The 20356-nt window shown below is 71.2% G+C and carries 16 protein-coding genes; all 16 read left to right on the top strand.

Translation table 11 applies throughout. The annotated features are described in order from the left end of the window. Positions 1-265 precede the first annotated feature (265 nt). The 16 genes from thrA to A7A76_RS00865 all read left to right on the top strand — a co-directional run bounded on the left by thrA (position 266) and on the right by A7A76_RS00865 (position 20308). Complete coding sequence (gene thrA, locus A7A76_RS00940) at positions 266-2827, top strand: bifunctional aspartate kinase/homoserine dehydrogenase I (RefSeq protein WP_206409429.1); 2562 nt, start codon at positions 266-268, stop codon at positions 2825-2827. Next, positions 2824-3813 carry a homoserine kinase gene (locus tag A7A76_RS00935; protein WP_206409428.1) on the top strand — a complete coding sequence of 330 codons (990 nt, stop codon included), beginning with the start codon at positions 2824-2826 and terminating at the stop codon, positions 3811-3813. Before thrA ends, A7A76_RS00935 begins: the two co-directional genes overlap by 4 nt. Positions 3814-3912: 99 nt before the next feature. Further along, positions 3913-5220 carry a threonine synthase gene (thrC, locus tag A7A76_RS00930; protein WP_206409427.1) on the top strand — a complete coding sequence of 436 codons (1308 nt, stop codon included), beginning with the start codon at positions 3913-3915 and terminating at the stop codon, positions 5218-5220. 206 nt (positions 5221-5426) lie between these two features. Then, positions 5427-5606, top strand: coding sequence for a hypothetical protein (locus tag A7A76_RS00925; RefSeq protein ID WP_206409426.1), 180 nt, complete (start codon positions 5427-5429; stop codon positions 5604-5606). 146 nt (positions 5607-5752) lie between these two features. Further along, positions 5753-7495: a dihydroxy-acid dehydratase gene (locus A7A76_RS00920; protein ID WP_206409425.1), complete on the top strand. Its 1743-nt coding sequence runs from the start codon at positions 5753-5755 to the stop codon at positions 7493-7495. Between the two features lie 58 nt (positions 7496-7553). Beyond that, positions 7554-8588, top strand: a complete 1035-nt coding sequence (gene ilvC, locus A7A76_RS00915) for a ketol-acid reductoisomerase (RefSeq protein ID WP_206409424.1) — start codon at positions 7554-7556, stop codon at positions 8586-8588. After that, complete coding sequence (gene ilvG, locus A7A76_RS00910; RefSeq protein ID WP_206409423.1) at positions 8588-10339, top strand: acetolactate synthase 2 catalytic subunit; 1752 nt, start codon at positions 8588-8590, stop codon at positions 10337-10339. Before ilvC ends, ilvG begins: the two co-directional genes overlap by 1 nt. Beyond that, positions 10323-10559, top strand: coding sequence for an ACT domain-containing protein (locus A7A76_RS00905; protein ID WP_057946323.1), 237 nt, complete (start codon positions 10323-10325; stop codon positions 10557-10559). Before ilvG ends, A7A76_RS00905 begins: the two co-directional genes overlap by 17 nt. Beyond that, positions 10556-11581 (top strand): aminotransferase class IV, encoded by a 1026-nt coding sequence (locus A7A76_RS00900; RefSeq protein WP_206409422.1) that lies wholly within the window; start codon positions 10556-10558, stop codon positions 11579-11581. The genes A7A76_RS00905 and A7A76_RS00900 overlap by 4 nt, the downstream gene beginning before the upstream one ends. 2 nt (positions 11582-11583) lie before the next feature. After that, positions 11584-12699, top strand: coding sequence for a threonine dehydratase (locus tag A7A76_RS00895; RefSeq protein ID WP_206409421.1), 1116 nt, complete (start codon positions 11584-11586; stop codon positions 12697-12699). Next, positions 12696-14300 carry a 2-isopropylmalate synthase gene (locus tag A7A76_RS00890; RefSeq protein ID WP_206409420.1) on the top strand — a complete coding sequence of 535 codons (1605 nt, stop codon included), beginning with the start codon at positions 12696-12698 and terminating at the stop codon, positions 14298-14300. Before A7A76_RS00895 ends, A7A76_RS00890 begins: the two co-directional genes overlap by 4 nt. A gap of 152 nt (positions 14301-14452) precedes the next feature. Beyond that, the gene (gene leuC, locus A7A76_RS00885) at positions 14453-15883 is read left to right on the top strand and encodes a 3-isopropylmalate dehydratase large subunit (protein ID WP_206409419.1); all 1431 of its coding nucleotides are present in this window, start codon (positions 14453-14455) and stop codon (positions 15881-15883) included. Further along, on the top strand, positions 15883-16521 hold the full coding sequence (gene leuD / locus A7A76_RS00880) for a 3-isopropylmalate dehydratase small subunit (RefSeq protein WP_206409418.1): 639 nt from the start codon (positions 15883-15885) through the stop codon (positions 16519-16521). The genes leuC and leuD overlap by 1 nt, the downstream gene beginning before the upstream one ends. Then, positions 16511-17599 (top strand): 3-isopropylmalate dehydrogenase, encoded by a 1089-nt coding sequence (gene leuB, locus A7A76_RS00875; RefSeq protein ID WP_206409417.1) that lies wholly within the window; start codon positions 16511-16513, stop codon positions 17597-17599. The genes leuD and leuB overlap by 11 nt, the downstream gene beginning before the upstream one ends. A gap of 326 nt (positions 17600-17925) precedes the next feature. Next, on the top strand, positions 17926-19437 hold the full coding sequence (glpD, locus tag A7A76_RS00870; RefSeq protein WP_206409416.1) for a glycerol-3-phosphate dehydrogenase: 1512 nt from the start codon (positions 17926-17928) through the stop codon (positions 19435-19437). A 151-nt stretch (positions 19438-19588) separates the two neighbouring features. Next, a complete protein-coding gene (locus tag A7A76_RS00865) occupies positions 19589-20308 on the top strand; it encodes an MIP/aquaporin family protein (protein ID WP_241200648.1) in 720 nt (239 codons plus the stop codon). The last annotated feature ends 48 nt before the right edge of the window (positions 20309-20356 follow it).

The following is a 20356-nucleotide window of genomic DNA, read 5'->3' as shown; positions in this document are numbered from 1 at the left end:
CCTCTTGACGCGCCGCACAACAGCACGGTATTGCTAAGCCCATGCACGCCGCCATCGCCCTCGCCCGCTCCGTCTCGACCCAGCCGCACGGCCGGGTATCGGCCGTCGCGGCGATGTCGATTACCACCACCGGTACCGGTACCACTCCTCACAGGGTGCGGACGGGCGTGTCCAGCTGAACCACCACGCCGCTCCGCACCCGACCAGGGTGCGGGCTGCCGGCCCCACCTGCGACGGACCCGCGGAGCTCCACCAGGAGCCTGCCATGTCGTCCGCCCCACCCCAAGCCGCTTTCGACGCCCAGCCCGATGCGGCCGCGGGCGAAGATCCTCTCGCCGCCGACGCCGCCGCGCTTGCGGCCGCAGCCGGTCCGCCCGCGCGCCACGCGCACAAGTTCGGCGGCAGCAGCCTCGCCGATCCCGACCGCTACCGCGTCGCGGTCGGCCTGCTCGACGACGGCGCGCGCGAACGCATCGCCGTGGTCTCGGCGATGCAGGGCGTCACCGACGCGCTGGTCGCGATCGTCGACGCCCGCCTGAGCGGCCAGGACTGGAAACCGGCCTGGAGCACGCTGCGCAAGCGCCACCTCGACACCGCGCTGTCGCTCGACCCGCACCGCCGCCACGGCGCGCTGGGAGCGCTGGAAACCGAGTTCGTGCAGTTGCGCGACGCCCTGGAATCCCTGCATTCGCGCGACGAAAAGACCCCGCAGGCGATCGCCGGCCTCGGCGAGGTGTGGTCGTCCTACCTGATCCACGCCGCGCTCGGCGGCGACCCGGCCGGCTGGGCGCGGCTGGACGCGCGCGAGGTGCTGGTGGTGCATCCCAGCGAAATGGGCATGGCGGTGGACTGGGCGCAAAGCCGCGAGAATCTCGCCACGTGGCGAAAACGCAACGCCGCGGCCAACGTCGTGGTCACCGGCTTCGTCGCCCGCGACGGCCACGGCTACGCCACCACCCTCGGCCGCAACGGCAGCGACTACTCCGCGGCGATCTTCGCCAACCTGTTCGACGCCGACGCGCTGACGATCTGGACCGACGTCGACGGCGTGCTTTCGGCCGACCCGCGGCTGGTGCCCGATGCGGTCTGCCTGCCCTCGATGTCGTATGCCGAAGCCTGCGAACTGGCCTATTTCGGCGCCAAGGTGCTGCATCCGCAGACCATGGCGCCGGTGCAGCAGCGCGGCATTCCGCTGCGCATCCGCAACACCCGCAACCCGCACTCGCCCGGCACGCTGATCAGCCTGCGCGCGCAGCCCGGGCAGGCGCCGGTCAAGGGGCTCAGCCTGGTCCACGACCTGGCGGTGCTGGAACTGGTCGGCAACGGCCTGGTCGGCGTGCCCGGCGCGGCCGAGCGCTTGTTCGGCGCGCTGCGCGCGGCCGGGGTGTCGGTGACGATGATTTCGCAAGGCTCCTCCGAACATTCGATCTGCTGCGTGGTGCGCGCCGCCGAGGCCGAACGCGGCCGCGACGCGATCGTCGCCGCGTTCGCCGAAGCGATGGCCGACGGCCAGGCGCAGCACGTGCAGGTCACCCCGGACGTCTGCGTGCTGGCCGCGGTCGGCGACGGCATGGTCGGCCAGCCCGGCGTGGCCGCGCAGTTGTTCGACGGCCTGGCCAAGGCGCGGGTCAACCTGCGCGCCATCGCCCAGGGCGCGGGCGAGCGCAACATCTCGGTGGCGATCGCCGCGCGCGACGCCACCCGCGCGCTGCGCGCGGCGCATTCGGCGTTCTGGCTGTCGCCGCAATGCATTTCCATCGGCGTGATCGGCCCGGGCAAGGTCGGCCGCGCGCTGCTGGCGCAACTGGCCGCCGCGCAGCCGCGCTTCCAGCGCGAATCGCGCCCGCAGCGGCGCCTGGACCTGCGCCTGCGCGCGCTCGCCGACAGCCGGCGCATGCGCCTGGCGCCGCGCGCGCTCGATTTCGACGACGCCCAGGCGCTCGACGCCGAATCCGAAGCGCTGGACCTGGAGCGCTTCGCCGCGCACGTGCGCGCCGAGCACATCCCGCACGCGCTGATCGTCGATTGCAGCGGCTCCGATGCGGTCGCCGCGCGCTACCCCGAATGGCTCGCCGCCGGCATCCACGTGGTCACCCCGAGCAAGCACGCCGGCGCCGGCCCGCTGGCGCGCTTCGAGGCGATCCGCGAAGCGGCGCGCCACGGCGGCCAGTTCCGTTACGAGGCCACCGTCGGCGCCGGCCTGCCGGTGATCCAGACCCTGCGCTCGCTGCTCGACACCGGCGACGAACTGACCGAGGTCGAAGGCATCCTGTCGGGCACCCTGGCCTGGCTGTTCAACCGCTACGACGGCCGCACGCCGTTCTCGCACCTGGTGCGCGAGGCGCACGAGCTGGGCTACACCGAGCCGGATCCGCGCGACGACCTGTCCGGCACCGACGTCGCGCGCAAGCTGGTGATCCTGGCGCGCGAAGCCGGGCGGCCGCTGTCGCTGGAGCAGATCGAGGTCGAGAGCCTGGTGCCGGAGTCGTTGCGCAACGTATCGAAGGACGAATTCTTCGCCCGCCTCGACGAACTCGACGCGCCGCTGCAACAGCGCTTCGACGCCGCGCGCGCGGCCGGGCTGAGCCTGCGCTACCTCGCCCGGCTGGACCGCGACGGCCGCGCCAGCGTCGGCGTGGTCACCCCGCAGCCTGGCCACGCGGCCTTGCACGGCGCGCTCACCGACAACCTGATCCAGTTCCGCACGCGCCGTTACGCCGATAATCCGCTGGTGGTGCAAGGCCCGGGCGCCGGCCCGGACGTCACCGCCGCCGGCGTGTTCGGCGATCTGCTGACCATCGCCCAGACCCTCGGAGCCCGTGCATGAGCGCTGCCCTTCCTTCCGCCGACGAGGCCGCCGCCGCGCCCGCGCCGCACACGCCTGCGCAGCAGGCGCGCGCGTTCGCGCCCGGCAGCGTCGGCAACATCGGCGTGGGCTTCGACGTGCTCGGCCATTCCATCGACGGCGTGCGCGATGTCGCCACCGTGCGGCGCATCGCCGAGCCGACCGTGCGCATCCGCGCGATCCGCGGCGCGGTGCCGGGCGCGGATTCGCTGCCGCTGGAAGCCGCGCGCAACACCGCCGGGCAGGCGCTTATCTCGCTGCGCGACAAGCTCGGGCTGGAACACGGCTTCGAGCTGGAGCTGGACAAGGGCATCCCGCTGGGCTCAGGCCTGGGCGGCTCGGCGGCGTCGTGCGTCGCCGCCTTGGTCGCGGCCAACGCGGTGCTGGCCAAGCCGTTGTCGCGCGATGCGCTGTACGAATTCGCGCTCGACGGCGAATCGGTGTCCAGCGGCAGCCGCCACGGCGACAACGTCGCGCCGATGCTGCTCGGCGGCGTGGTCATGGCGACCTCGGCGCGGATGATTGCGCTGGCGGTGCCCGAATGGCTGCATGCGGTGGTGGTGCATCCCGATCAAGTGCTGGAAACCCGGCGCGCGCGCGCGGTGCTGGCCGATCCGTATCCGCTGGCGCAGGTGGTCAAGCAGAGCGCGCACCTGGCGCTGTTCCTGACCGGCCTGCAGCGCGGCGATGCGGCATTGCTGCGCGAAGGCCTGGTCGATCTGCTGGTGGAACCGCGGCGCGCGCCGCTGATTCCGGGCTTCGCCGCGGTCAAGGCGGCGGCGCTGGACCACGCCGCGCTCGGCGCCAGCATTTCCGGCGCCGGGCCGAGCTGCTTCGCCTGGTTCGCCTCGCGCAGCGACGCGGCCGCGGCGGCGCCGGCGATGCGCCAGGCGTTCGCCGATGCCGGCTTCGACTCGCGCGCCTACGTCACCCCGGTGGCGGGGCCGCGCGCGGAGGTGCTCGACTGAGTCCGCCCGCGTCGCATCGCGACGATCCGTCCCCCGCTTACCGCAACGCGCCGGGTTCCTGAGCCGAACCGCGGCGCGCCGCCCCCAACCGGATTACGCATGAACTTCCTCAGCACGCGCGGCCAGACCGCGCCCACGCCGATCGACGCCGCGCTCGCCGCCGGCCTCGCGCCCGACGGCGGCCTCTACGTTCCCGAATCGATCCCGCTGCTGGCGCAGCCGCTCGCCGCGGGCTCGCTGGCCGAGACCGCGCACGCCGTGCTCGCGCCCTATTTCGCCCGATCGGCGCTGCGCGGACGCCTCGGCGAGCTGTGCGCGCAGGCGTTCTCGTTCGACGCGCCGCTGCGTGCGCTGAGCCCGGCCGACAGCTGGCTGCTGGAGCTGTTCCACGGCCCCACCGCCGCGTTCAAGGATTACGCCGCGCGTTTCCTCGCCGCTGCATTGGCCGGCCTGCGCGCGCCCGATGCGCCGGACACCACCATCGTCGTCGCCACCTCCGGCGACACCGGCGCCGCGGTGGCCGCGGCGTTCCACCGCCGGCCCGGCTTCCGGGTGCTGATCCTGTACCCCGACGGCCGGGTCTCGCCGCGCCAGGCCCACGGCCTGGGCTGCTGGGGCGACAACGTCCGGGCGCTGCGCGTGGACGGCGATTTCGACGCCTGCCAGCGCCTGGCCAAGCAGGCGCTCGGCGACGAAGCGCTGCGCGCGCGGGTGCCGCTGAGTTCGGCCAACAGCATCAGCCTGGGCCGGCTGCTGCCGCAGGCGGCGTACTACGCGCACGCCGCGGCGCAGTACTACGCGGCCCACGGCGAGCCGCTGAACTTCATCGTCCCCACCGGCAACCTCGGCAACGCCTGCGCCGCGCTGGTGGCCAAGCGCATGGGCGCGCCGGTCGGCGACCTGCGGCTGGCGACCAACGCCAACGACACCTTGCCGCGCTACTTCGCCGGCGCCGACTACGCCGCCCAGCCGACCCGCGCGACCCTGGCCAATGCGATGGACGTCGGCGCGCCGAGCAATTTCGAACGCCTGCGCCACTGGCACCGCGACGACGCCGAACTGCGCGCGGCGATCCAGGCCGAGGGCGTGGACGATGCGGCCATCGTCGACACCATCCGCGCCGCGCCGGCCCGCTACGGCATCGTGCCCTGCCCGCACACCGCGACCGGGCTGCGCGCGCTCGAACACCTGCGCGCGCACGGCGACGAGCGGCCGTGGGCGGTGGCGGCGACCGCGCATCCGTCCAAGTTCGACAGCATCGTCGAGCCGCTGGTCGGCCACGCGGTCGAGCCGCCGCCGGCGCTGGCCGCATCGCTGGCGCGGCCGGCCTCGGCGGAACCGATCGCGGCGGACTATGCGGCGCTGCGCGAGCGCTTGCTGGCCGAGGCGGTCGCGGCCGCACTATAAGGAACGCGCGCGGACTAATCAGCGCGGCTTCGCACACACGGCGCGCCGTCTTCCGCGACGGCGCCGCCGCGATCCTGAACGCGGCCGGCCGCGCCGCGGCCCTATCCGGGCCTGCCGCAAGCGCGGGCTGTGATGGTTTTAGCGGCTCGCGATGATTGCCGAGGAAACTATTGACAAGCCCTGAGCGCGCATGGTCTTCTCGACCCATGACGCAGCGCAGCAACCACCGCCGGACGAATTCGCAGGCCATCGCGGCCTCGAACGAATCCGCGCGCGCCGCGCAGCTCCGCAGCACCCTGCTCAAGGCCGCTCCGGCCATCGCAAGCATTATTCTTGCCCTCGTACTTATTACCTCGCTCACCAGCGCGGGATACGGGTTCGTGTAGAAAACCACACCACCCGAAGGTCGAAAGAACCTGAACCCCGCGCCCAAAAGGCGCGGGGTTTTTCGTTATACGGCCTCGGGTTCCTGGCAACACCGCACGCGGACGTGCGGCAACGGCGAAGGATTCGCCTCCAAGGAACGCCGTTCGTGAGAAGCAACGCCATCAAGCAAGGCCCGGCCCGAGCCCCCGCGCGCGCGATGCTGCGCGCCACCGGCCTGGACGACGCGGCCATCGCCAGACCGCTGGTCGCCGTGGTCCACACCTGGAGCGACGTTTCGCCCTGCAACATCACCCTGCGCGACCTGGCCCAGCACGTGCGCCGCGGCGTCCAGGACGGCGGCGGCACGCCGATCGAGTTCAACACCATCGCCGTCACCGACGGCATCGCCATGGGCAGCGACGGCATGCGCGCCTCGCTGGCCTCGCGCGAGACCATCGCCGACTCGATCGAACTGGCGGTCTCCGGCCATTGCCTGGACGCGATGGTGCTGCTGGTCGGCTGCGACAAGACCATCCCCGCCGCGGCGATGGCCGCCGCGCGCCTGGATATCCCGACCGTGATCCTCTACGGCGGCACCATCATGCCGGGCCACTGCCCGTCGAAGAAGGGCAGCGCGCAGGACAAGCCGCTGACCGTGCAGGACGTGTTCGAAGCGGTCGGCGCGCATTCGGCCGGGCGCATCGACGACGCCGAGCTGCACCGGATCGAATCGCACGCCTGCCCCGGCGCCGGCGCCTGCGGCGGCCAGTTCACCGCCAACACCATGGCGATGGTGCTGACCTTCCTGGGCCTGTCGCCGCTGGGCTACAACGACGTCCCGGCGATCCACGACGACAAGCCGGAAACCGCGCGCCTGTGCGGCGAGCTGGTGATGCAGCGGCTGCGCGACGGTTCGCCGACGCCGCGCGAGCTGATCACCGCCGCCTCCTTGCGCAACGCCGCGCGCGCGGTCTCGGCCACCGCCGGTTCGACCAACGCCGCGCTGCATCTGCTGGCGATCGCCCACGAAGCCGGCGTCGCCTTCGACCTGGAGGAATTCGAAGCCGCCGCGCACACGCCGGTCATCGCCGACCTGAAACCCGGCGGACGCTACACCGCCGCGGAAATGTTCGAATTCGGCGGCGCGGCGCTGGTGGCGCGCGAGCTGAAGACGGCCGGTCTGATCGAGGATATTCCGACGGTCACCGGCCGTTCCTTTTTCCAGGAGCTGCGCGAAGCGACGATGGCCGCGCAGCAGGACGTGGTGCGCCCGATCAGCGACCCGATCAAGCCGCGCGGCGGCTACTCGATCATCTACGGCAACCTCGCGCCGGAAGGCTGCATCCTCAAGCTGGCCGGCCACGGCCGCGAGCACTTCGAAGGCCCGGCGCGGGTGTTCGATTCGGAAGAAGCGGCGTTCGCCGCGGTGCAGACGCGACAGATCAACGCGGGCGACGTGGTGGTGATCCGCTTCGAAGGCCCCACCGGCGGCCCGGGCATGCGCGAGATGCTGGCGGTGACCGCGGCGCTGGTCGGCCAGGGACTGAGCAACGATGTCGCGCTGATCACCGACGGCCGTTTCAGCGGCGCGACCCACGGCTTCATGGTCGGCCACATCTCGCCCGAAGCCGCGCACGGCGGCCCGATCGCGCGGCTGCGCGAAGGCGACCGCGTCGTCATCGACGTCGCCAGCCGCACCTTGAGCGTCGCCGCCGACCTGGCCTCGCGCGAGCCCGCGCGCATCGCCCCGCGCGTGACCACCGGCGTGCTGGCCAAGTACGCGCGCAGCGTTGGTTCCGCCTCGCGCGGCGCCGTCACCGCCCCCGGCCCCCTGCAAGCGCCGAAAAAAATCCAAGCGACCCTGATCGAACACCCCGCCTTAGAACCCGAAGCATCCGAACCCGCGTAACCCGCTTTCCGCTACCTCCTACCTCCTCTCCGCTAACTCCTCCCTACGAGACCCCGCCATGACCAGCACCGCCTCCCGCCCCAAGATCGCCGTCGTCGGCTACGGCAGCCAAGGCCGCGCCCACGCGCTCAACCTGCGCGACTCGGGCTTCGACGTCACCGTAGGCCTGCGCCCCGGCGGCCCGACCGAGATCAAGGCCAAGGCCGACGGCTTCACCGTCAAGACGCCGGCCGAAGCGGTCGCCGACGCCGACCTGGTCGCCGTGCTGACCCCGGACATGGTCCAGGCGCAGCTCTATCGCGAGGTGATCGAGCCGAACATCCGCCAAGGCGCGTGCCTGCTGTTCGCGCACGGCTTCAACGTGCATTACGGCCAGATCGCGCCGCGCGCCGACCTCGACGTGGTGCTGGTCGCGCCCAAGGGCCCGGGCGCGCTGGTGCGCCGCGAGTACGAGATCGGCCGCGGCGTGCCCAGCGTCTACGCCGTGCACCAGGACAAGAGCGGCCGCGCCGAGGAGTTCGCCCTGACCTACTGCGCCGGCATCGGCGGCGCGCGCCAGAACGCGATCAAGACCACGTTCAAGGAAGAGACCGAGACCGACCTGTTCGGCGAGCAGGCGGTGCTGTGCGGCGGCGCGACCAAGCTGGTCCAGGCCGGCTGGGAAACCCTGGTGGAAGCCGGCTATCAGCCGGAAGTCGCTTACTACGAGTGCCTGCACGAGCTGAAGCTGATCGTCGACCTGTTCTACGAAGGCGGCATCACTCGCATGCACGAGTTCATCAGCGAGACCGCCCAGTACGGCGCGCTGACCCGCGGCAGCTACGTCGTCGACGACAACACCAAGGCGCAGATGCGCAAGGTGCTGACCGAAATCCAGGACGGCACCTTCGCCCGGCAGTGGATCGCCGAATACGCCTCGGGCAACGCCAACTACAAGGCGCTCAAGCGCGGCGATCTGGAGCATCCGATCGAGGCGGTCGGCAAGAAGCTGCGCGCGAACATGAAGTGGCTCGACAACGCTCCCAAGACCGCGGCCGCTGCGGCGGCCGCCCCGGCCGCATCGCGCGGCGAACGACAGGAAGAGGCCGCCTGATGAACGGTGCCCGCTGGCTGGCGCAAGCGCTGGCCGCAGAAGGCGTGGACACGCTGTTCGGTTATCCGGGCGGCACGATCATGCCTTTCTACGACGCTTTGCATGGATCGGACCTCAAGCACATCCTGGTCCGCCACGAGCAAGGCGCGGCTTTCGCGGCCAACGGCTACGCCCGTGCCAGCGGGCGAGTCGGCGTTTGCGTAGCCACCTCCGGTCCCGGCGCGTCGAACCTGGTCACCGGCATCGCCGACGCGATGCTGGATTCGGTGCCGATGGTCTGCATCACCGGTCAGGTCGCGACCTCGCTGATGGGCACCGACGCGTTCCAGGAACTGGACGTGTTCGGCATGACCCTGCCGATCGTCAAGCACAGCTTCCTGGCGCGCAGCGTCGACGACCTGCCGCGCATGCTCGGCGAAGCGTTTCGGCTGGCGCGTTCGGGCCGGCCGGGGCCGGTGCTGATCGACCTGCCCAAGGACGTGCAGAACGCCGACGCCTCGCACCTGCCCGCGCACACGCCGCTGCCGACCGATCCGGTGGCGGCGGCGCCGGACGCGTCCTACCACGAGGCGGCGGCGCTGATCGCGCATTCGCGCAAACCGCTGGTCTACGGCGGCGGCGGCATCTCGCTGGGCGATGCGGTCGAGTCGTTCCGCGCTTTCGTCGAGGGCAGCCAGATCCCGGCGGTGCTGACGCTGAAGGGCCTGGGCGCGCTGCCGGCCGATCACGCCCTGAACTTAGGGATGCTCGGCATGCACGGCAACCGCGCCGCCAACCTGTCGGTGCAGGAATGCGATCTGCTGATCGTGGTCGGCGCGCGCTTCGACGACCGCGCCACCGGCAAGCTGGCCGAGTTCGCGCCGAACGCGCGGGTGGTGCACATGGACCTGGACGCCTGCGAGATCGGCAAGCTGCGCCACGCCGACGCCGGCGTGCGCGGCTGCCTGCGCCGCTCGCTGGACGCGCTGACCCCGGCGATCACCGCGCAGTTGCAGGGCCGCAACGGCGGCGCCCGCCGCGCCTGGCGCGACACCTGCCTGCAGCGCAAGCGCGAGTGCGCGCCGCGCTACGACGCGCCGGGCGAGACCGTGTACGCGCCGGCGCTGCTGCGCGCCTTGTCCGAGCGCGCGCCGCAGGCGGTGGTCGCCTGCGACGTCGGCCAGCACCAGATGTGGGTCGCCCAGCACTGGCGCTTCGACGATCCGCGCAAGCACCTGACCAGCGGCGGCCTGGGCGCGATGGGCTTCGGCGTGCCGGCCGCGCTGGGCGCGCAGTTGGAGAACCCCGAGGCGACGGTGATCTGCGTCAGCGGCGACGGCTCGTTCCTGATGAACGTGCAGGAACTGGCGACCATCGCCCGCTATCGCCTGCCGGTGAAGATCGTGCTGCTCGACAACCAGGCCCTGGGCATGGTCCGGCAGTGGCAGGAACTGTTCTTCGAGCGCCGCTATTCGGAGATCGACCTGTCCGACAACCCGGACTTCTGCGCGATCGCGGCCGCGTTCGGGATCAAGGCGATGTACGTCGACCGCGCCGATTCGGTCGAGGAAGCGCTGACTTACATGCTCGACACCCCCGGCCCCGTGCTGCTGCACGTGGCCATCGACCAGGCCGCCAACGTCTGGCCGCTGGTTCCGCCGAACCACAACAACGCGCAGATGCTGGATCCGGAAGCCGCCGACGCCGACGCGATCGTCAGCCTGACGCCCCCCGCCGCCGAACAGGAGAGCGCCCATGCGATACCAGCTTGATCTGACCCTGCGCCAGGCCGAAGGCGCCCTGGCCCGGGTATTGGGCGCCGCCGAACGCCGCGGCTTCCGTCCCCTGTCGGTGGACGGCGAGGCGCAACCCGACGGCGACCGCTGGCACCTGCGCATGACCGTGGAAGGCGACCGCGCCGACACCGCGCTGCAGAGCCAGCTCGCCAAGCTCTACGACTGTCTTGCTGTCGAGGTTTCCCCATGCACATGAACACCGAAGTTCTGGAACGTCCCGAACAAGCGCAGTCGCCGGCGCAGGCCGCTGCGGTCGTTCGCGAGCGTTCGCAGGCGCCTAGCCGCAGCGGTGAGGCTTTCGATGCGGCAGAAAGCTCTGAGTCCCGCGCTCGCGGCGAAGTCCCGGCTTCCCAGCGCCAACCTGTCATTTGGTTCGACGGCAAGTTCATCACCAGCGACGCCCCCGAAGCGCCGCTGACCACCCACGCCATGCACTACGGCACCGCGGTGTTCGAAGGCATCCGCAGCTACGCCACCGCCGACGGCGGCGCGGCGGTGTTCCGCCTGCCCGAGCACCTGGAACGCATGCGCAAGGGCGCGGACATGTTCGGCATCGACTTCGATGTCGAACGCGCCGGCCGCGCGGTGCTGGACACGCTGCGCGCCAACGGCCACCGCGACGCCTACATCCGTCCGCTGACCTGGATGGGCACCGGCAGCATCGGCCTGGACGTCGATCCGCTGAGCCAGCACCTGATGGTCGCCACCATCGCCAAGGTCGTGCACCTGGGCGGCGCGCGCACCCGCCTGACCGTGTCGCCATGGAAGCGCAACCCGGCGACCTCGCTGCCGCCGCTGAAGCTGTCGGGCGCCTACGTCAACTCGATCCTGGCCAAGCGCGAAGCCAAACAGCGCGGTTTCGACGAGGCGCTGTTCACCGACGACAAGGGCTACGTGGTCGAGTGCACCGGCGCCAACGTGTTCATGGTCAAGAACGGCGAGGTGACCTCGGTCGAGCATCGCGACGCGCTGCCGGGCATCACCCGCGACACCATGATCGCGCTGTCGGGCGCCGCCTCGCGCGAAGTCACCCTGCACGAGCTGCTCGACGCCGACGAAGTGTTCGTCTGCGGCACCGCGGCCGAGGCCTGCGCGATCAGCGTGCTCGACCGCCGCGAGTTCGGCGACAACCCGGTCACCCGCGAACTGGCGGCGCTGTACGCCAAGGTGGTGCGCGGGCAGGACGGCCGCTACGCGCACTGGCTGACGGCGGTCTGAGCATGGACGGCGACGTAGTACGCACCGAGACGACCGTCGGCGCCGCCGATCTGCTGGCGGCGCAGGCGCGGCTGCGCCGCTACCTCGCCGTCACCCCGCTGCACCATGCCGAACGCTTCGGCTGCTGGCTCAAGCTCGAGAACCTGCAGCGCACCGGCTCCTACAAGGTGCGCGGCGCGCTCAACGCGCTGCTGGCCGGGCGCGAACGCGGCGACCACCGCCCGGTGATCGCCGCCTCCGCCGGCAACCACGCCCAGGGCCTGGCCTGGGCCGCCTACCGCCTGGGCGTGAACGCGATCACGGTGATGCCGCGCTGCGCGCCGCAGACCAAGATCGCCGGCGTCGCCCACTGGGGCGCGACCGTGCGCCTGCACGGCGAGACCTACGACGAAGCCAAGGCCTTCGCCATCGAACTGGCGCAGCAACACGACTACCGCCTGCTGTCGGCCTTCGACGATCCCGACGTGATCGCCGGGCAAGGCACGGTCGGCCTGGAGCTGGCCGCGTTCGCGCCGGATGTGGTGCTGGTGCCGATCGGCGGCGGCGGCCTGGCGTCCGGCGTGGCGCTGGCGTTGAAATCCCAGGGCGTGCGCATCATCGGCGCGCAGGTCGAAGGCGTGGATTCGATGGCGCGCGCGCTGCGCGGCGACCGCCGCCTGATCGAACCGGCCGCGACCCTGGCCGACGGCGTGCGGGTCAAAGACCCCGGCCGCCTGACCGAACGCCTGCTGGCGCAGCTGCTGGACGACGTGGTGATCGTGCGCGAAGCCGAACTGCGCGAAACCCTGGTCCGGCTGGCGCTGGAAGAACACATCATCGCCGAAGGCGCCGGCGCGCTGGCGCTGGCGGCCGGCCGCCGCATCGCCGCCAAGCGCAAGTGCGCGGTGGTCTCCGGCGGCAACCTCGACGCCCTGGTGCTGGCGCAGCTGTTGTCGGATGTGCGACCGCGCGCACCGCGGCGGCCGCGCCGTCGCAATCGCGACACCTCGCTGTCGCGTGCCGGCGCCACCATCGAGGCGGACATTTACAAGCTCGCCAACCTGCCGCCGCCGCGTGCGGCGTCGCCTTCCCCCTCTCCCTCCCCGAATCGCAGCGTTACAGAGGACATCCCCGCATGAACGAGTCGCCCGGTCCGGTAGCGTCGATTGCCGACGCGCCGCAACACGTCACCATTTTCGACACCAGCCTGCGCGACGGCGAGCAATCGCCCGGCTGCAGCATGAGCGCCAGCCAGAAGCTGCGCTTCGCCCACGCGCTCAGCGAGCTCGGCGTGGACGTCATCGAGGCCGGCTTCCCCGCAAGTTCCGAGGCCGACCTCGAGGGCGTGCGGTCGATCGTGCGCGAAGTGCGCGCCTCGTCGCTGGCGACCCTGGCGCGCTGTCACCCCGGCGACATCGAAGCCTGCGCGCGCGCGCTGGATGGTGCGGCCAAGCCGCGCATCCACGTGTTCATCTCCACCAGTCCGCTGCACCGCCAGCACAAGCTCAACCTGGACAAGCAGCAGGTGCTGGAACGCGCCGTCGCCGCGGTCGAACAGGCGCGCCGCTACGTCGACGACGTCGAGTTCTCGTGCGAGGACGCGCTGCGCACCGAGCCGGAGTACCTGGTCGAAATCTGCAGCGCGGCGATCGCCGCCGGCGCGCGTACCCTGAACATTCCCGACACCGTCGGCTACACCACGCCCAGCGAGATCCGCTCGCTGTTCGAATACCTGCGCGACAACGTGCGCGACGCCGACAAGGCGGTGTTCAGCGCCCACTGCCACAACGACCTGGGCCTGGCCGTGGCCAACAGCCTGGCGGCGATCGAAGGCGGCGCGCGCCAGGTCGAATGCACCATCAACGGCATCGGCGAGCGCGCCGGCAACTGCGCGCTGGAAGAACTGGTGATGGCGCTGCGCGTGCGCAACGCCTACTACAACGCCAGCACCCGCATCGACACCCGCCGGCTGGTGCCGACCTCGCGCCTGCTCTCGCGCATCACCGGCATGGTGGTCCAGCGCAACAAGGCGGTGGTCGGGCAGAACGCGTTCGCGCACGAGTCGGGCATCCACCAGCACGGCATGCTCAAGCACCGCGGCACTTACGAAATCATGGCGCCGGAAGACGTGGGCTGGGCCCAGTCGCAGATGGTGATGGGCCGCCACAGCGGCCGCGCCGCGCTGAACGACCGCCTGCAGGCGCTGGGCTTCAGTATCGACGAGGCGCGCCTGAACTCAGTGTTCGCCGCGTTCAAGGCCCTGGCCGAGAAGAAGCGCGAAGTGTTCGACGCCGACCTGGAAGCGCTGGTGCTCGGCGCCGACGCCAAGGCCGCGCGCGGCTACCGGCTGGTGCGCGCCCATGTCAGCACCGGCGTCGCCGACGGCAGCCTGCCGACCGCGAGCGTGCAACTGGTCGATCCCGACGGCGCCACGGTCAGCGAAGCCGCGGTCGGCGACGGCCCGGTGCACGCGCTGTTCGCCGCGCTGGCGCGCGCCACCGGCACGACCCTGGCGATCGACAGCTACAACGTCTCCAGCGTGACCACCGGCGACGACGCGCAAGGGCAGGCCAGCATCACCGCGCGCGTGGACGGTGTCGAGCTGACCGGCTCGGGCACCAGCACCGACATCATCGAGGCCAGCGCGCTGGCTTGGCTGGAGCTGGCGAACCGGCGGGTGCGCACGCAGCGGCAGGCGGAGCAGCCGCGCGAAGCGCGCAAAGTCGCGGCGACCGCATGAAGAACCGAAGCCCCTCTCCCGCTTGCGGGAGAGGGGTTGGGGTGAGGGCACGTAGCCGCTCGCCCTCATCCGGCCCTTCGGGCCACCTTCTCCCGCTCGCGGGAGAAGGAAAACCAAACACCTTGAAACCGAAAGCCATAGTCGCCTCCATCATGACTTCAGCCACCCAACCCACCACGCTGTTCGACAAACTGTGGACCGCCCACCTGGTCGCGCCCGAATCCGAGGCCGCGCCGGCGGTGCTCTACATCGACCTGCACCTGATCCACGAAGTCACCTCGCCGCAGGCCTTCGCCGAACTGGAATCGCGCGGGCTCTCGCCGCGCCGCCCGGATCTGACCAAGGGCACGCTCGACCACTCCACCCCGACCCTGCCCGCCGGCGCCGACGGCCGCCTGCCCTACTACACCGCCGAAGCCGAGAACCAGGTCGAAACCCTGCGCCGCAACTGCGCGCGCCACGGCGTCGAACTGTTCGACTACGACAGCGAGCATCGCGGCATCGTCCACGTGATCGGCCCGGAACTGGGCCTGACCCAGCCCGGCCAGACCATCGTCTGCGGCGACAGCCACACCGCCACCCACGGCGCGTTCGGCGCGCTGGCCTTCGGCATCGGCACCAGCGAGGTCGGCCACGTGCTGGCCACCCAGTGCCTGCTGCAGCGCAAGCCCAAGACCCTGGCGATCGATGTGGAAGGCGAACTGGCGCCCGGCGTCGGCGCCAAGGACCTGATCCTGCACATCATCGGCGCGATCGGCGTCAACGGCGGCACCGGCCACGTCATCGAATACCGCGGCTCGACCATCCGCGCGCTGTCGATGGACGAGCGCATGACCGTGTGCAACATGTCGATCGAAGCCGGCGCGCGCGCCGGCCTGATCGCGCCGGACCAGACCACCTTCGACTATCTCGCCCAGACCCCGCGCGCGCCGCGCGGCGCCGACTGGGAGCGCGCGGTCGCGCGCTGGAGCGAGTTCAAGACCGACGACGGCGCGCGGTTCGACCGCGAAGTGCGCATCGACGCCGGCGCGATCAAGCCGACCCTGACCTGGGGCACGCACCCGGGCCAGGTCGCGGCGATCGACGCGCACCTGCCGCAGGCGAACGACGCCGACGAAGCCAAGGCTCTGGCCTACATGGGCTTCGACGGCGGCGCGGCGATGGCCGGGCGGCCGGTGGACGTGGTGTTCGTCGGCAGCTGCACCAACTCGCGCCTGTCCGACCTGCGCCAGGCCGCGCAGGTGCTGCGCGGCCGCCGCGTGCATCCGCGCGTGCGCATGCTGGTGGTGCCCGGTTCCGAACAGGTCAAGCGCGCCGCCGAAGCCGAAGGCATCGACGCGGTGGTGCGCGCGGCCGGCGCCGAATGGCGCGAGCCGGGCTGCTCGATGTGCATCGCCATGAACGGCGACCTGGTCGGCGCCGGCCAGTTGGCCGTGTCCACCAGCAACCGCAATTTCGAGGGCCGCCAGGGCAAGGGCGCGCGCACCCTGTTGGCCTCGCCGCTGACCGCCGCGGCCTGCGCGGTCGCCGGACACGTGGTCGATCCGCGCGACTATCTCAATGATGTGAAGGAGGTTGCGTGATGTCCGCCGCCCAAGCTTCCACTGGATTCTCCGAAGTCGTCTCGCGCAGCGTGGTGCTGCGCGAACGCAACATCGACACCGACCAGATCATCCCGGCGCGCTTTCTGACCACCACCGAGCGCCGCGGCCTGGGCAAGTTCGCCTTCAACGACTGGCGCTATCTCGCCGACGGCTCGCCCAACCCGGAGTTCGAGCTCAACAAGCCGGCCAACGCCGGCGCCGCGATCCTGGTGGCCGGGCGCAACTTCGGCTGCGGCTCCTCGCGCGAACACGCGCCGTGGGCGCTGACCGACCTGGGCCTGCGCGCGGTGATCAGCAGCGAGATCGCCGACATCTTCCGCAGCAATTCGCTCAAGAACGGCCTGCTGCCGATCGTGGTCGAGCAAGAGCTGCTCGACGAACTGCTCGACTCGCCCGGCATCGAGCTGCGCATCGACGTGCGCGAGCGCCGCCTGCACCTGCCCGACGGGCGCAGCGTGCAGTTCCCGCTCGACGCGTTCGCCCAGACCTGCCTGCTCGAAGGCGTCGACCAGCTCGGCTACCTGCTGCGCCAGCTCGATGCCATCCACGGATTCGAACAACGCCGCGCCGCGGCCCAACCCGCATCGTTTTCACAGGAGCAAGTCCATGCGCGCTGACATCGTCGTTCTCGAAGGCGACGGCATCGGTCCGGAAGTCACCGCCGCCGCGGTCGAGGTGCTGCAGGCGGTCGCCGCCCGCTACCGCCATCAGTTCCAGCTGCATCGCCATCCGATCGGCGGCGCCGCCATCGACGCGACCGGCGAGCCGTTGCCGGCGGCCACGCTGCAGGCCTGCCAGCGCGCGGACGCCGTGCTGCTCGGCGCGGTCGGCGGCCCGAAGTGGTCCGACCCCAAGGCCAAGGTGCGCCCCGAGCAAGGCCTGCTGGCGCTGCGCAAGGGCCTGGGCCTGTACGCCAACCTGCGCCCGGTGCAGCCGCACGCGGCCACCCTGGGCGCCTCGCCGATCAAGCCGCACCTGCTGGCCGGAGTCGACCTGATCGTGGTGCGCGAACTCACCGGCGGCATCTATTTCGGCGACAAGCAGCGCAGCGACACCAGCGCCAGCGACCTGTGCGAGTACAGCGTGGCCGAGATCGAGCGCGTGGTGCGCCGCGCCTGCGAACTGGCGCGCGGCCGCCGCGGCCACGTGGTCAGCGTGGACAAGGCCAACGTGCTGGAAACCTCGCGGCTGTGGCGTGAAGTCGCCAGCCGGGTGGCGCGTGAGGAATTCCCCGACGTGACCCTGGAGCATCAGCTGGTCGATTCGATGGCCATGCACCTGATCGCCAAGCCGCGCGCGTTCGACGTCATCGTCACCGAGAACATGTTCGGCGACATCCTCACCGACGAGGCCTCGATGCTGGCCGGTTCGCTCGGCCTGCTGCCATCGGCGTCGCTCGGCGAAGGCAAGGTCGGCCTGTACGAGCCGATCCACGGCTCGGCCCCGGACATCGCCGGCCGCGGCATCGCCAACCCCTGCGGCACCATCCTCAGCGCCGCGCTGCTGCTGCGCCACTCGCTGGGCCTGGAGGCCGAAGCGGCCTGCATCGAACAAGCCGTGGCCGCGGTGCTCGACGCCGGCGTGCTGACCGCCGACCTCGCGCCCGCGGGCGAAGCGGCGAGCACCGCCGCGGTCACCGCCGCGGTGCTGGCCCAGCTCGACCTGCCCTGCCACGTCGCCGAACTGCGCGACTGAGCGCGCCCTGCGTCCCTCTCCCGCGCGGAGAGGGGCGCAGCCGCGGCTTCCTGCGAACCATGCGAACTCCATGCGCCACCACGATCGGCCACTCATAACAAAGCGAACCCCACCGCTCTCTCCAGCAACACCATCCCCTCGCCCGATGCCCCCCCGCATCGGGCTTCTTTTTTGTGTCGTCGATCCGCGGCCGACATCGATCCCTCACCCGTCATTGATGTGAACCCAGGCAACAATCGCCGCATCACGCTGTGCCATGATCCCGAGGCACCCTGGGCCGGCGCCAAGCAGCCCGCAGCCAGACGCGAACGCGCCCCCGAAGCCGCATGACCGAAGCAGAAGTACCCACGGCCGACCTGCTGATCGTCGGCGGCGGCATCAACGGCGCGGCGATCGCGCGCGACGCGGCCGGACGCGGTTTGTCCGTGATCCTGTGCGAGCAGGGCGACATCGCCTCGCATACCTCCAGCGCCAGCACCAAGCTCATCCACGGCGGCCTGCGCTATCTGGAACAGTTCGAGTTCGCCCTGGTCGGCAAGGCCCTGGCCGAACGCAAGCGCCTGCTGCGCATGGCCCCGCACATCATCTGGCCGCTGCGCTTCGTGCTGCCGCACCAGCCGCATCTGCGGCCGGCGTGGATGATCCGCATCGGCCTGTTCCTGTACGACCGCCTCGGCGGGCGCCGCAGCCGCGACCTGCCGGGTTCGCGCTCGGTCAACCTGCGCAAGCACATCGCCGGGCGCGCGCTGCGCGAAGAGTTCAGCCGCGGCTTCGTCTATTCCGACGCCTGGGTGCAGGACGCGCGCCTGTCGGTGCTCAACGCGATGGATGCGGCCGAGCGCGGCGCGCAGGTGTGCGTGCGCACCGCCTGCGTCGCGGCCGAGCGCGACGCGCGGCACTGGAACGCGCAGCTGCGCGGCGCCGACGGCACGCTCCGCGCGGTCCGCGCGCGCGCCCTGGTCAACGCCACCGGGCCGTGGGCGGCGAGCTTTCTCGACCGGGTCGCGCACGTCGCGCACAAGCGCAACCTGCGCCTGATCAAGGGCAGCCACATTGTCGTGCCGCGCTTGTTCGAGCACGACCACGCTTATATTTTCCAGCAGCCCGACCGCCGCATCGTGTTCGCGATTCCCTACGAGCACGACTACACCCTGATCGGCACCACCGACGTCGACTATCGCGAGGATCCCTCGGCGCCGCGCATCTCCGGCGAGGAGATCGACTACCTGTGCGCCGCCGCCTCGCGCTATTTCCAACGCCCGGTGCTGGCCGAAGACGTGGTGTGGACCTACAGCGGCGTGCGCCCGCTGCTCGACGACGACAGCGACAAGGCCTCGCAGATCACCCGCGACTACGTGCTCGACCTCGATCGCGGCGGCGCGCCGCTGCTGAGCGTGTTCGGCGGCAAGATCACCACCGCGCGCAAGCTCGCCGAGGAGGCCTGCGACATCCTGGCGCCGCTGCTGGACAACCGCCGCCCGGCCTGGACCGGCGCCTCCAGGCTCCCCGGCGGCGACCTGCCGAACGCCGATTTCGAGGGGTTTTTCGAGGATTTCAGCCTGCGCCGGCCATGGCTGCCGGACCCGCTGGCCTACCGCCTGTGCCGCAACTACGGCAGCCGCGCGCTGCGCATCCTTGAGAGCTGCGTGCGCCTGGAAGACCTCGGCCAGCGCTTCGGCGCCGACCTCTACCAGGCCGAAGTGGATTACCTGATCGACTTCGAATGGGCGCGCACCGCCGAAGACATCCTGTGGCGGCGCTCCAAGCTCGGCCTGCGCTTCGACGCCGCCGGCCGTGACGCTCTGCAGCGTTACATCGCGCAGCGCGCCGCCGCATGATCGCCTTGACCTCTCGATTGCTCCCTGTAGGAGCGGCGCAAGCCGCGACCGCGACACCGCGCTTGCGTCGCAGCTGCGACGTCGCGGTCGCGGCTCGCGCCGCTCCTGCAGGAAGATTCCCGAACCCCGCGACATAAGGAAATCCACCGCAATGGCCTCACCGATGTCGCAATACCTCAGCGAGTTCATCGCCACCGCCATGCTGATCCTGCTCGGCAACGGCGTGGTCGCCGGCGCGCTGCTCAACCGGTCCAAGGCGCAAGGCGCCGGCTGGGGCGTGATCACCGCCGCCTGGGGGCTGGCGGTGCTGATCGGCATCTACATCGCCGGCCCGACCAGCGGCGCGATCATGAACCCCGCGCTGACCATCGCCCTGGCCGCGATCGGCAAGCTGTCCTGGGCCGTGGTGCCCGGCTTCGTGCTCGCCCAGCTCGCCGGCGCCTTCGCCGGCGCGACCCTGGTCTGGCTGACGTATCTCGCCCACTGGCGCGTCACCGACGACCCGGAACTCAAGCGCGCGATCTTCTGCACCTCGCCGGCGATCCGCGACACCAAGGCCAACCTGCTGACCGAAGCCATCGGCACCTTCGCCCTGACCTTCGGCGCGCTCGCCATCGGCGCCAACAGCCTCGCTCCCGGCATGGGCCCGCTCGGCGTCGGCCTGCTGGTGGTGGTGATCGGCATGTCGCTCGGCGGCCCCACCGGCTACGCCATCAACCCCGCGCGCGACCTCGGCCCGCGCATCGCCCACGCGCTGCTGCCGATCGCCGGCAAGGGCGGCTCGGACTGGGGCTATGCCTGGGTGCCGGTGGTGGCGCCGGTGGTTGGCGCGGTGTTGGGGGCGTTCGCGTTTCAGGCAGCGTACGGCTAGGAGATAGCAGATAGGAGGTAGGAGATAGCCAAAGCGCGCGCCTGCCCC

This window comes from Lysobacter enzymogenes, assembly GCF_017168095.1.
In the GTDB taxonomy this organism is placed as follows: domain Bacteria; phylum Pseudomonadota; class Gammaproteobacteria; order Xanthomonadales; family Xanthomonadaceae; genus Lysobacter; species Lysobacter enzymogenes_D.
This window is presented reverse-complemented; position numbering and strand designations above follow the sequence as displayed.